Here is a 12,404-nt window from a genome sequence, read left to right on the forward strand (position 1 = left end):
GTGAAGGTTTCTGCGCGAATTCGCATCGGAATGACCGGATTCTGCGGGGCGGCGGGGGCTTGCGGGGTTCTCTCGGCGGCCCCATATTCATGCCATGCGGTGCCTGATCCAGGGCCGCGAAGACCGAACCGTCGCTTATGCCAAGGACTGTCCGATGACGAAACTGAGCTTCACGGCCCATCCCTACCTTCTGGGGTTCGAGCAGCTGGAACGGCTGGTGGAACGCACCGCGAAATCGGGGGCCGAGGGCTATCCTCCGTTCAACATCGAGGCGGTGGCGGAACACGCCTACCGGATCACGCTGGCCGTCGCGGGCTTCCGCGAGGAAGACCTGTCGATCACCGTGGAGGACCGCCAACTGGTCGTCCGGGGCCGTCAGGCCGACGACGCGGGGGAACGGGTGTTCCTGCATCGCGGGATCGCCAGCCGCGCGTTCCAGAGGAGCTTCGTGCTGGCGGACGGGGTCGAGGTTGCAGGGGCCACGATGGAGAACGGGCTTCTTCACGTCGACCTGCGCCGCCATGTCCCGGAAACCGTGGTGCAGACGATCCGGATCGGCCGCAAGGATGCCAGCCAGAAAGGGGGCAAATGATGAATACGCCATTCAACGGGTTGCCGCAGGGCGCGGACCGCATCGTCTATGTCCGCGAGGTCGCGGTGGCCGAGCTGCCGGACGAAGTGCGTGAGCAGGTGGGCGAGGTTGAGGTGATCTGGTCGGTCCATGGGGCGGATGGTCGCCAGCTGGCCCTGGTCGCGGACAAGAAGCTCGCTTTCCATCTGGCGCGGGAACATGACTTCACGCCCGTAAGCGTGCACTGACGCGCCGCGCTGCAAGGCGCGTGCTGACTGGCCTTCTGCGACGGAACCGGTAGACTTTGCCGTATTGGTTCCGTCACGAACGAGGGTCAGTCATGAAAACCACCACGGGATATTCCGGCCTGCAGATCGGCCTGCACTGGCTGATCGCCATCCTGATCGTCACCGCCTGGTTCACCGGCGAGGGCGCGGAAGAGGCGATGGAGGTCGTCGAAGAGGGCGGCGCGGCGGGTTTCGTGCCCCATGTCGCCATCGGCCTGGCGATCCTGGCGCTGGTCGTGGTGCGGGTGCTGGTGCGGCTTGGCCGAGGTGCCCCCGCGGCCCCGGGTGAGCCGGGGAGCCTGTCGGTGATGGCCGCCGACTGGGGCCACCGGCTGATCTACCTTCTGATGATCGCGGTGCCGCTGGGCGGGATCAGCGTGTTCTTCCTGGGCCTCGATGTGGGCGAGGTGCACGGGCTGGCCGCGAACCTGTTGATGCTGGTCGTCCTGGGCCATGCGCTGATGGCGCTCTATCACCAGTATGTGCTGAAGGACGGGCTGCTGCGCCGGATGATGCGGGCCGAGTAATGCAGAAGGCCGCGCCCGGAAGCGCGGCCTTTTCGATTGTTGCCGGGTCGGTCAGGCCTTTATCAGGCCCATCTGCTCCAGCTTCAGAAGCACCTGGTGCGCGCAGTGGTCGACGTCGACATTCTCGGTGTCCACCACCAACTCGGCGTTCGTCGGGGCTTCATAGGGGTCGGAGATCCCGGTGAACTCCTTGATCTTGCCTTCCCGCGCCAGCTTGTAGAGACCCTTGCGGTCGCGGCGTTCGCATTCCTCGAGGCTGGTCGCCACGTGGACCTCGACGAAGGCGCCGAAGGCCTCGATCATCTCACGCACGGCGCGGCGGGTCGCGGTATATGGCGCGATGGGGGCGCAGATCGCGATGCCGCCGTTCTTGGTGATTTCGGAGGCGACATAGCCGATGCGCTTGATGTTCAGGTCGCGGTGTTCCTTGGAGAAGCCGAGTTCCGACGACAGGTGCTTGCGCACCACGTCACCGTCGAGAAGCGTCACGGGGCGCCCGCCCATCTCCATCAGCTTGACCATCAGCGCGTTGGCGATGGTGGACTTGCCCGAGCCGGAGAGGCCGGTGAAGAACACGGTGAAGCCCTGCTTGGACCGCGCGGGGCTGGTCTTGCGGAGTTCGGCGACGACTTCCGGGAACGAGAACCATTCCGGGATGTCCAGGCCTTCGCGCAGACGGCGGCGCAGTTCGGTGCCCGAGATGTCGAGGACCGTGGAGCCTTCCGGGATCTCGTTCGCGGGGTAGTACTGGGCCTTTTCCTGCACGTAGACCATGTGCTTGAAGTCGACCATCTCGATGCCGATTTCCTTGGCGTGCTGGGCAAAAAGCTCCTGCGCGGCGTAGGGGTCGTAGAAGTCCTTGCCTTGGGAGTTCTTGCCCGGGCCGGCATGGTCGCGGCCGACGATCATGTGGGTGCAGCCGTGGTTCTTGCGGATGATGCCGTGCCAGACCGCCTCACGCGGGCCGGCCATGCGCATGGCGAGGTTGAGGAGGCTGAGCGCCGTGGTCTGGGCCGGGTACTTGTCCAGCACTGCCTCATAGCAGCGGACACGGGTGAAGTGGTCGACATCGCCCGGCTTGGTCATGCCGACGACCGGGTGGATCAGGAGGTTGGCTTCGGCCTCGCGCGCGGCGCGGAAGGTCAGTTCCTGGTGCGCACGGTGGAGCGGGTTGCGGGTCTGGAAGGCCACGACCTTGCGCCAGCCCATCTTGCGGAAGAAGGCGCGGAGTTCATTGGGCGTGTCGCGGCGGGCCTTGAAGTCATAGTGGACGGGCTGCTGGATGCCGGTCACCGGGCCGCCGAGGTAGACCTTGCCCGCCTGGTTTTGCAGGTAGTTGACCGCCGGGTGGGCGAGATCGTCGGCGCCGAAGACCTTTTCGGCCTCCACGGCCTTGTTCGGGACCCATTTGTCGCTGATCGACAGGATCGCCAGGATCACGCCTTCCTGGTCGCGCAGCGCGATGTCCTGGCCGGGCTCGACCTTGTCGGCGAAGGCCTCCGACACGTCCAGCGTGATCGGCATCGGCCAAAGCGTGCCATCGGCGGTGCGCATGTTGGCGACGACGCCGTCGTAGTCGGCCTCGCTCATGAACCCCTTGAGCGGATGGAAGCCGCCGTTCATCAGAAGCTCCAGGTCGCAGATCTGGCGCGGGGTCAGATCCCAGGAGGGAAGGTTCCCGGCCTCGACCTTCAGCTTCTGGGCGCTGTCGTAGGAGACGTAGAGCTCGGGGATCGGGGCGTGGATTTGCAGGGACATCGGACAACCTTTCAGCACGGACAAGGCCGCAGTTGCGCGGGTCCGTAGCCCGGGAAAGGGGCGGAATTCAAGCAACCGCCGGTTGGCGCGCACAAGAAAAGGCGGAAATGCCGTGCTGCGGGAATGGCGCGGGCAGGTGTTCCGCGATGCAAGGGTGGGCTGGATGGATTTCCCGCCGGATCGGCAAAGACCGCCGGTTTCGGGAACGGGTTCCTTCGTCCGCCTCTTTTCGCGTCAGGCCCGCAGCAACCGCGAAACGACGAGTCCCGCGAGCGGCAGCCCGACACTTGCGGCAACAATCCCGCTGACCGCGTCACTCCAGCCATAGCTGGGACCGACGGCCTGGCCGACCTCGTAAAGCGCGAGCATCACCCACCAGAAGAGGACGAAGGTCCAGATCCTCTCGACCTGGTCATAGCGCACCATCAACCACAGGCCGACGAAGGCGAGCGCCATGCCAAGCCGGGTCAGAGCAAGCCCGGGAAGAAGGCCAAAGGGGCCGTGCGCCGGCTCGGGCGCAGCGGAAGCCGCAACGAGCAGGGCCTGCGCGGCCAACTCGGCCAGAAGGAGCGACGCGAATACCAGGACCAAGGACAAGGCGATGTTCATGTAAGGCACCCCGGCTGACCATAGCGATATGGTAGCGGGAACCCGCCCTGCAAGCCTTGCGATACATCAATGCGGGGTCAGGCCAGATAGGCCCGGAAGCTGCGGATGACTTCGTCGTAGACCGCGCGCTTGAAGGGCACGATGCTTTCCACCATCTCGTCCGCAAGGATCCAGCGCCAGGTCGAGAATTCGGCGTGGTCGGTGGCGATCCTGATGTCGCTGTCCTGACCCTTGAAACGGAACAGGAACCACTTCTGCCGCTGGCCGCGATACTTGCCGCCCCAGACCTTGCCCAGCAGTTCGGGCGGGAGGTCGTAGGTCACCCAGCCGTGGGTCTTGGCGACGAAATCAACCTTGTCGCGCGTGACGCCCGTTTCCTCCCACAGCTCGCGGTAGGCGGCTTCCTTGGGCTTTTCGTCCTCGTCGATCCCGCCCTGCGGCATCTGCCATGCGGGCGAGGGGCTGTCGATCCGCTGGCCGGCAAAGACCAGGCCGCGGGCGTCGATCAGGACGACGCCCACGCAGGGACGATAGGGCAGGCCGTCGGCGTCAGCCATCGCGTCAGGGTTCTTCCTGCGCGATGGCGGTCAGGCCCTTGATGATGTCGACGGCGTAAGCGAGCTGATAGTCCTCATCCCTCAGCTTGGCCGATTCCTCGGCACGCTGCTGCTCTTCCTGGTAGAGCCGCTTTTCCTCGTCGGTCATCGAGTCGTTGGAAATCGCGCCGCGCAGGTCGGCCTCGGACCGTTCGCGCAGTGCGGCCGATTTCTCCTCTTCGGCGGTAGCTTCGTCCGCGGGCGGCGGGGCGGGTTGCTGGACGACGATGTCCGGGGAAATGCCAAGCGCCTGGATCGAACGGCCCGACGGCGTGTAGTAGCGCGCCGTGGTCAGCCGCATCGCCCCGTCTCCACGCAGCGGGATCAGCGTCTGGACGGACCCCTTGCCGAAGCTTTTCGTGCCGACGACGATGGCGCGGCGGTGGTCCTGCAGCGCGCCGGCGACGATTTCGGAGGCCGAGGCGGAGCCGCCGTTGATCAGGACCACGATCGGCTTGCCTTCGATCAGGTCACCGGGTTGCGCATTGTAACGCTCGCCGCTTTGCGGGTCGCGGCCCCGGGTCGAAACGATCTCTCCCTTGTCGAGGAAGCTGTCGGACACGGTGATCGCCTCGTTCAGAAGGCCGCCCGGGTTGTTGCGCAGGTCGACGACGACGCCGTCAAGGTTCGCCATGCCGCCAAGTTCCTCCAGCCCCTTCTTCAGCGCTTCGGTCATCCCGCTGGTGGTCTGGTCGTTGAAGGTGGTGATCCGCAGCACGACGGTATTGCCGACCACGCGGCCCCGCACGGCCGTCAGCTTGATCGTGTCGCGGATGATCGACACGTCGAAGGGTTCGGGCGTGCCTTCGCGGACGATGGTGATGATGATTTCCGACCCGATGGGGCCGCGCATCTTTTCCACCGCCTCGTCCAGCAGAAGACCGGAGACCGGCTCGCCGTCGACATGGGTGATGTAGTCGCCCGCCAGGATCCCGGCCTTGTCGGCGGGGGTGTCGTCCATCGGCGCGATGACCTTGATGAAACCCTCTTCCTGGGTGACCTCGATCCCGAGGCCGCCGAACTCGCCCCGGGTCTGGACCTGCATGTCCTCGAAGTCCTTGGCGGAGAGGTAGCTGGAATGCGGGTCGAGCGAGGTGAGCATCCCGTTGATCGCGGCGGTGACCAGTTCGTCGGTCGGCACCTCTTCCACGTATTGCGCGCGCACCCGTTCGAAGATGTCGCCGAAGAGGTCGAGTTGATCGTAGACCGTGCTTTCCTGGACCGCCTCCTGCGCGACGAGGGGGCCGGCGATCTGGGTGGTGGCGATCACACCGGCGACGGTTCCGGCCAGGGCGGCCATCACATGCTTCTTCATCCTCGTCAGTCTCCTGTGCGGGCAAGTCCGGCGAACCACGGGATCGGGTCCACGGGGGCGGCCCCCTGTCTGAGTTCCATATAAAGCGTTTCCGTGTCGCGCCCACCAGAGCCATCTGGCGACCCCGCCACGAATTCCGCCGATCCGCCCGAGGACCCGCCCATGAGGCCAAGCGGAGCATCCGCGGCGACCACTTCTCCCACTTCGCCATACAGGGTTTCCATCCCTGCAAGAACCAACAGATAGCCGTCCCCCGGCTCGAGGATCATCACATTTCCGTAGTCGAGCAGCGGACCGCGGTAGCGGATGGTCGCGGGCCACGGCGCGGTGACAAGGGCAAGGGGCTGGGTGGCAAGCGTCACGCCCGGGCGGCGGACACCGGCGGCGTCGGCCTCGTCGGGGCGGCGGAGAATGGTGCCAAGCACCGGCAGCGGCAGGCGGCCCTTTTCGCCCGCGAAGGAGGTGCCGCTTTCCGCATCGGGCGACAGGCCGGCGGCAAACGCGTCCAGCGTGTCGGCGCTGTCGAGCAGGCCTTTCAGGACTTCGGGGTCCTCGGTGAAACGTTTCGGCAGATCGGTCCGGTCCGAGATCGCTTTCGACAGTTCGGTCCGCGCGGCCTGAGCGCTGGCGAGGCCTTTCTCCAGCACTGCGCCCGCCGAAAGCTGCAAGGCGCGGAGGTCGGCGAGTTCCTGGAGTTCGACCTTCAGCTGGGCGGCCTCGGACTGAAGCGCAGGGGTGACGTCGGCGAGGATCATGCCGGACCGTGCCGAGCTGACGGCGCCTTCGGGATGCAGAAGGAGAAGCGGGCCGGGGTTCGCCTCCATCGTGGCGAGCACGCCAAGAAGCCGGCCGATCCCTTCGCGCTTGGCGTCGAAGGCCCGGGTAAGCGCGGCCTCGCGAAGCGCGACTTCGCGCAGTGCGCCACGCAGGGCGGCAAGGCCAGCTTCATAGGCCCGGATGGTCTGCGACAGGGCCGAAACCCGGTCCCGCGTCTCGGTCGCGGTTTCCAGCGCAGCGACGGCTTCTTGCAGGTCGGCCGCTGCCCTCGCCGCCTGTTCGGCCACGGTTTCCGCCCGAAGGGGCAGCGCCAGAAGGCAGAGAAGGGCGGCGGTGCGGATCATGCGATGAGCGATTGTCCGGTCATTTCGGGCGGTTGCGGCAGGCCCATGAGCTGGAGGAGCGTAGGTGCCAGGTCCGCAAGACGCCCGGTGCGGAGGGTTGCCCCGGCCGGGCCGCCGACCAGGATCACCGGGACCGGGTTCACCGTATGCGCGGTGTGCGGACCGCCGGTCACCGGGTCCACCATCACCTCGCAGTTGCCGTGGTCGGCGGTGACGATCATCGCCCCGCCCTTGGCCGTCAGTGCTGCCAAGGCCCGGGTCAGGCCGCGGTCCACCGCCTCGCAGGCCTTCATCGCGGCGGGCAGGCTGCCGGTGTGGCCGACCATGTCGGGGTTGGCGTAGTTCACGACGATCAGGTCATAGCCCTTCTCGATCGCCTCGACGAAGCGGTCGGAGACCTCGTCCGCGCTCATCTCGGGCATGAGGTCATAGGTCGCGACCTTGGGCGAGGGCGGCATGGCGCGGTCCTCGCCGGGATAGGGTGCCTCACGCCCGCCGTTCAGGAAGAAGGTGACGTGGGGGTATTTCTCGGTTTCCGCCAGGCGGAATTGGGTCAGGCCGTGGGCGGCGACCCATTCGCCCAGCGTGTTGACCAGCACGCGCTTCGGGAAGGCGGTGGCCATGTAGGCGTTGTGGAGGTCGGAGTATTCGACCATGCCCAGAAGGGCCGACCAGTCGGGGCGCGGGCCGGTCTCGAAGGCCGAGAAATCCGGCGCGCCGATAGCCGCCAGGATCTCGCGCGCGCGGTCGGCGCGGAAGTTCAGGCAGAAGAGGCCGTCGCCGTCGCGCGCGCCGAAGTAGCCGTCGATCACGGTGGGGGCGAGGAATTCGTCGGTCTCGCCCTTGCCATAGCTGTTCGACACGGCGGTCAAAGCGTCGGGCGCGGTTTCGCCCTGCGCGCGGATGATCGCGTCGTAGGCGCGGGACACCCGCTCCCACCGGTTGTCGCGGTCCATCGCCCAATAGCGGCCCGTCACGGTGGCGATGCTGGCGCCATAGGGCAGGCGCTTGACCAGTGCCTCGACAAAGCCCTGCGCCGAGGAGGGCGCGACGTCGCGGCCATCGGTGATCGCGTGCAGCGCGACGGGGACGCCAAGCGCCGTGATGGCCCGGCAGGCGGCGAGGACGTGGTTCACATGGCCATGCACGCCCCCGTCCGAGACGATGCCCATCAGGTGCGCGGTGCCGCCCTTGGCTTTCACCTTGGCAGCAAAGTCCAGGATCGCCGGGTTCTTCGCGAAGCTTCCGTCCTCGACGGCCAAGTCAATTGCGCCAAGGTCCATCGCCACGACTCGCCCCGCGCCGATGTTGGTGTGGCCGACCTCGGAGTTGCCCATCTGCCCGGTCGGCAGGCCCACGTCCGGGCCGAAGGTCGTCAGCGTGGCATGGGGACAGGTGGCCCAGAGATGGTTGAAGGTCGGCACGTGCGCCTGGGCGGGGGCCGAGGTTTCCGGGTTCGGGCCGATGCCCCAGCCGTCGAGGATGCACAGGACGACGGGTTTCGGGGCGGGCATGGCGGTCTCCGGTCTGGTTCCGCGGCGGTTTTACGCTGTGGCCGGGGCCGGGGCAACTGCCGCTTCAGGCGTCCCGCAGCGCAGCCTTCTCGCGCACGCGCTGGCGCCAGAGGGTGAAGACGCCCGCCGCGACGACGATCCCCGCGCCGATGGCGACGTTGATCTGCAGCGTCTCGCCAAAGAGGACAAGGCCGATGCCCGAGGCCCAGACGAGTTGCAGGTAGGCGAAGGGCTGGATTGCCGAGGCTTCGGCCACGGCGAAAGCCTTGATCAGAAGCCAGTGCCCCAGCACGGCCGTGCAGCACAGGACCGCCATCCATCCCCAGTCGGCGGGGGTCATCCAGGTCCAGTGCATCAGGCCGAAGGGAGTGGCGGCGATCGCGGCCACCACGCCGGTCCAGAAGAAGCTGACCGAGGCGCTGTCCTTTCGCGCGACGTAGCGGGTCAGAAGGCCGTAGACCGCGAACATGGCGGCGGCCAACAGCGCGACCAGGGACCAGGGCGAGAAGACGCCGATGCCGGGCTGCAGGATGATCAGGATGCCGACGGCCCCGGCCAGGATCGCGAGCCAGCGCCTCCACCCCACCTTCTCGCCTAGGATCGGACCGGAGAGGGCGGCGACGAGAAGCGGATAGCAGGCAAAGACCGCATGGGCGTTGATCAGGCCCAGCTTCACGAAGCCCACGACCATCACCGCGATCTCCGCCACCAGGATCAGGCCGCGGGCAAGCTGCACCCAGGGGAAATGCGACCGGGCCGCCGCACGCAGGCCGCCCTCGGACCGTGCCGCAAGCACCAGGACGAAAAGGGCGAAGAACCAGAAGCGGATCATCACCACCATCGTCACCGGGTAGTTCGACCCAAGGTGGCGCGAGATGCCGTCCTGCGCCGCGAAGACCAGCGTCGTCGCGATCATCAGCCAGATGCCGAGCCTGGTGTTCTGCACCGCCTGGTGGGTCATGCGGTCTTCCGTTCCAGCGAGAGGGCATAGAGGCCCGCGCCGACCACGATGACGCTGCCGATGGCGACGGGAAGCTCCAGCACCTCGCCATAGACCGCCATGCCGATGCCGGTGACGAAGACCAGTTGCAGGTAGGAATAGGGCTGCACGCGCGACGCCTCGACCTGTTCGTAGCACTTGAGAAGCAGCCAGTGCGACAGGATCGAGAGCGCGACATAGACGGCCAGGAAGCCTGCATCGCTGGGGAGCATCGGCTTCAGATGCGGCAGGCCGAGGCCGGTCATCAGCACCGCTCCGATCACGCCGGGCCAGAAGAAGGCGGGGAAGGTCGGCTCGTCCCGCGTGGTGAGCCGGGTCAGGACGGAGTAGAGCGCGAAGAGGAAGGCCGCCGCCAGCGGCAGGATCGCGGCCCAGGAGAAGACGCCCATTCCGGGCCGCAGGATGACAAGGACACCGACCAGCCCCGCGCCCACGGCAGCCCAGCGTTGCCAGCTGATGCGCTCGCCCAGGATCGGGCCAGAAAGCGCGACGATCAGAAGCGGGCAGACCGAGAACACGGCCAAGGAATTGATCAGGCCGATCTGCGTGTAGCCCCAGACGATCAGGCAGATCTCGGCGACCAGAAGGCAGGATCGGACCAGATGCGCGGGCAGGCGGGTGGAGCGGATCGCGGCGCGTGGTCCCTCGGGTCGACGCAGGGCGAGGAGGAGGACGAAGCCCGCGAAGACCCAGTAGCGGATCATGATGATCATCTGGGTCGAATAGGTCCCCGCCAGATGCTTGGCGAAGGCGTCCTGCGCGGCGAAGGCCGCGACGGCGGCGACCATCAGCCAGATGCCCAGGACCGGATTGCGAGAGGAAGTCATGACGCGGGCTGGCTATCACCTGCCGTGGGGCGGCGAAAGGCCCGATGTGCCGGCTATTCGACCGAGAAGGCGACCTCGTTCCGGCGGTTCCAGGGCAGGGTCATCGGCCCGTCGTAGAAGTAGTAGTGCGGTCCCGCCGTGATCGTCAGACCCTTGGACGCAGCCCAGTCGCGCAGTTCGGCGGCGCGCTCGGCCAGCACCTTCTCGCCCCGCCCGCCGGAGAAGCGCAGGGCCACCTGTCGGCCCGGCTCGACGGTGACGAAGCGGATGGCGCCGGCCTCGGGCGCGGGCAGGTCCGGGGCTTTGGCGGCGGGCATCATGAAGCGGATGGTCCAGGTGCCCTCGGCCACCGGGGTCTGCGCCACGGGGACGGTCATCGCGATCTTCTCGCCCCGTTCGTTGCCGCCGAAGATGTAGCCCGCAAGCGTCCGGAACCCGGCCCCGATCGCGCCTTCGCGCCCGCCGCGCACGGTGACTTCGGCCACGACATGCGTGTCGTAGCTGCGCAGTTCCATCGGCCCGTCGGCCTGTTCGACGCGGTAGGGCGGCATCTCGTAGCCCTTGTAGGTTTCGGCCATCGCCCCTGTCGCCATCGCCGCCCCCAGTGCCACCGCCATCATCGCCCCGCGCATCGCCATTCTCCATTGTCTGGGAAGGGCAGATAGCTTGCTTCACGGCGATTTCGAGCGTATATCGCCGCCATGCACGGGTTCATCTACTTCAACATCACCGATCATGCGCGGCTTCCGGCCCGCTTCTTCGGCATGACCCGCTCGATCCTCGCCCGCGCCTGACGCCCGCCGTCCCGCGCGCCCGCGCCGCTTCGCCTATCCCAGCCATCCCAAGAACAGGTGAGAGCCATGGCTCCTCGTACGCTTTATGACAAGATCTGGGACGACCACGTCGTCCATCAGGCCGAGGATGGCACTTGCCTCCTCTATATCGACCGGCACCTGGTCCACGAAGTGACCAGCCCCCAGGCATTCGAAGGCCTGCGCATGACCGGCCGCAAGGTCCGCGCGCCGGAGAAGACCATCGCCGTGCCGGACCACAACGTGCCGACGACGCAAGGCCGCGAGAACCCGGCGCAGATGCCCGAGGAAAGCCGCATCCAGGTGGCGGCGCTGGACAAGAACGCCAAGGATTTCGGGATCAACTACTATCCCGTGACCGACATCCGCCAGGGCATCGTCCACATCGTCGGCCCCGAACAGGGCTGGACCCTGCCGGGGATGACCGTGGTCTGCGGTGACTCGCATACGGCAACGCACGGGGCCTTCGGCGCGCTGGCGCACGGGATCGGGACGTCGGAGGTGGAGCATGTGCTGGCCACCCAGACGCTGATCCAGAAGAAGTCGAAGAACATGAAGGTCGAGATCACCGGGTCCTTGCGCCCCGGCGTGACGGCCAAGGACATCACGCTGTCGGTCATCGGTGCCACCGGCACGGCGGGCGGCACGGGCTATGTGATCGAATACTGCGGCCAGGCGATCCGTGAGCTGTCGATGGAAGGCCGGATGACCGTCTGCAACATGGCGATCGAGGGCGGCGCCCGGGCGGGCCTCATTGCGCCGGACGAGAAGACCTTCGAGTATGTGAAGGGCCGCCCGCACGCTCCGAAAGGCGCGAAGTGGGAGGCCGCTCTGGCCTATTGGAAGACCCTTTTCACCGACGAGGGCGCGCATTTCGACAAGGTCGTGACGATCCGCGGCGAGGATATCGCGCCGGTCGTGACTTGGGGCACCTCGCCCGAGGATGTGCTGCCGATCACCGGCCTGGTCCCGGCGCCCGAAAGCTTCTCTGGTGGCAAGGTCGAGGCGGCGAAGCGGTCGCTGGACTACATGGGCCTGACGCCGGGGATGAAGCTGACCGACATCAAGATCGACACGGTCTTCATCGGCTCCTGCACCAACGGCCGGATCGAAGACCTGCGGGCCGCCGCGGCGATCCTGAAGGGCAAGAAGATCAAGGACGGGATGCGGGCGATGGTCGTCCCCGGCTCGGGCCTTGTCCGGGCGCAGGCCGAGGAAGAGGGCCTGGCGCAGATCTTCATCGACGCGGGCTTCGAATGGCGGCTTGCCGGCTGCTCGATGTGCCTGGCGATGAACCCCGACCAGCTGCAACCGGGCGAGCGCTGCGCGGCCACGTCCAACCGCAACTTCGAGGGCCGTCAGGGCCGGGGCGGTCGCACGCATCTGATGTCCCCCGCGATGGCGGCGGCGGCGGCGATCACCGGCCACCTGACCGACGTGCGCGAGCTGATGGGCGAGACAGTCTGA

At 67.0% G+C, this 12,404-nt stretch carries 13 protein-coding genes; 4 read left to right on the forward strand and 9 right to left on the reverse strand.

Annotated features, from left to right (window positions below):
• Nucleotides 1–154 precede the first annotated feature (154 nt).
• From ACE3Q6_RS18685 to ACE3Q6_RS18695, 3 genes are all read left to right on the forward strand, one after another.
• Nucleotides 155–592, forward strand: a complete 438-nt coding sequence (locus tag ACE3Q6_RS18685) for an Hsp20 family protein (protein WP_374435873.1) — start codon at nt 155–157, stop codon at nt 590–592.
• Nucleotides 592–819, forward strand: coding sequence for a DUF1150 family protein (locus ACE3Q6_RS18690; RefSeq protein ID WP_374435772.1), 228 nt, complete (start codon nt 592–594; stop codon nt 817–819). Before ACE3Q6_RS18685 ends, ACE3Q6_RS18690 begins: the two co-directional genes overlap by 1 nt.
• A 92-nt stretch (nt 820–911) precedes the next feature.
• A complete protein-coding gene (locus ACE3Q6_RS18695) occupies nt 912–1,385 on the forward strand; it encodes a cytochrome b (RefSeq protein ID WP_374435775.1) in 474 nt (157 codons plus the stop codon).
• Nucleotides 1,386–1,436: 51 nt separating this feature from the next.
• On the opposite strand, the gene ACE3Q6_RS18700 is transcribed toward ACE3Q6_RS18695, so the two are convergent.
• The 9 genes from ACE3Q6_RS18700 to ACE3Q6_RS18740 form a co-directional block, all read right to left on the reverse strand.
• Entirely contained in the window at nt 1,437–3,143 is a 1,707-nt protein-coding gene (locus tag ACE3Q6_RS18700; protein ID WP_374435777.1) for a bifunctional sulfate adenylyltransferase/adenylylsulfate kinase, read from the reverse strand.
• Between the two features lie 234 nt (nt 3,144–3,377).
• Nucleotides 3,378–3,752, reverse strand: a complete 375-nt coding sequence (locus ACE3Q6_RS18705; RefSeq protein WP_374435779.1) for a hypothetical protein — start codon at nt 3,750–3,752, stop codon at nt 3,378–3,380.
• 77 nt (nt 3,753–3,829) lie between these two features.
• Nucleotides 3,830–4,309 carry an RNA pyrophosphohydrolase gene (locus tag ACE3Q6_RS18710; protein ID WP_374435781.1) on the reverse strand — a complete coding sequence of 160 codons (480 nt, stop codon included), beginning with the start codon at nt 4,307–4,309 and terminating at the stop codon, nt 3,830–3,832.
• Between the two features lie 4 nt (nt 4,310–4,313).
• Nucleotides 4,314–5,663 (reverse strand): S41 family peptidase, encoded by a 1,350-nt coding sequence (locus tag ACE3Q6_RS18715; protein ID WP_374435783.1) that lies wholly within the window; start codon nt 5,661–5,663, stop codon nt 4,314–4,316.
• A gap of 5 nt (nt 5,664–5,668) precedes the next feature.
• Nucleotides 5,669–6,784: a murein hydrolase activator EnvC gene (locus ACE3Q6_RS18720; RefSeq protein WP_374435786.1), complete on the reverse strand. Its 1,116-nt coding sequence runs from the start codon at nt 6,782–6,784 to the stop codon at nt 5,669–5,671.
• Nucleotides 6,781–8,298, reverse strand: coding sequence for a 2,3-bisphosphoglycerate-independent phosphoglycerate mutase (gene gpmI, locus ACE3Q6_RS18725; RefSeq protein ID WP_374435788.1), 1,518 nt, complete (start codon nt 8,296–8,298; stop codon nt 6,781–6,783). The genes ACE3Q6_RS18720 and gpmI overlap by 4 nt, the downstream gene beginning before the upstream one ends.
• Before the next feature lie 64 nt (nt 8,299–8,362).
• On the reverse strand, nt 8,363–9,259 hold the full coding sequence (locus ACE3Q6_RS18730) for a DMT family transporter (RefSeq protein WP_374435790.1): 897 nt from the start codon (nt 9,257–9,259) through the stop codon (nt 8,363–8,365).
• On the reverse strand, nt 9,256–10,125 hold the full coding sequence (locus ACE3Q6_RS18735) for a DMT family transporter (RefSeq protein WP_374435793.1): 870 nt from the start codon (nt 10,123–10,125) through the stop codon (nt 9,256–9,258). The genes ACE3Q6_RS18730 and ACE3Q6_RS18735 overlap by 4 nt, the downstream gene beginning before the upstream one ends.
• Nucleotides 10,126–10,178: 53 nt before the next feature.
• Entirely contained in the window at nt 10,179–10,757 is a 579-nt protein-coding gene (locus ACE3Q6_RS18740; protein WP_374435796.1) for a heme-binding protein, read from the reverse strand.
• A gap of 228 nt (nt 10,758–10,985) precedes the next feature.
• Between ACE3Q6_RS18740 and leuC the strand changes: the two genes are divergently transcribed.
• Nucleotides 10,986–12,404 (forward strand): 3-isopropylmalate dehydratase large subunit, encoded by a 1,419-nt coding sequence (gene leuC, locus ACE3Q6_RS18745; protein ID WP_374435798.1) that lies wholly within the window; start codon nt 10,986–10,988, stop codon nt 12,402–12,404.

The organism is Tabrizicola sp. (genome assembly GCF_041913445.1).
Lineage (GTDB): Bacteria > Pseudomonadota > Alphaproteobacteria > Rhodobacterales > Rhodobacteraceae > Tabrizicola.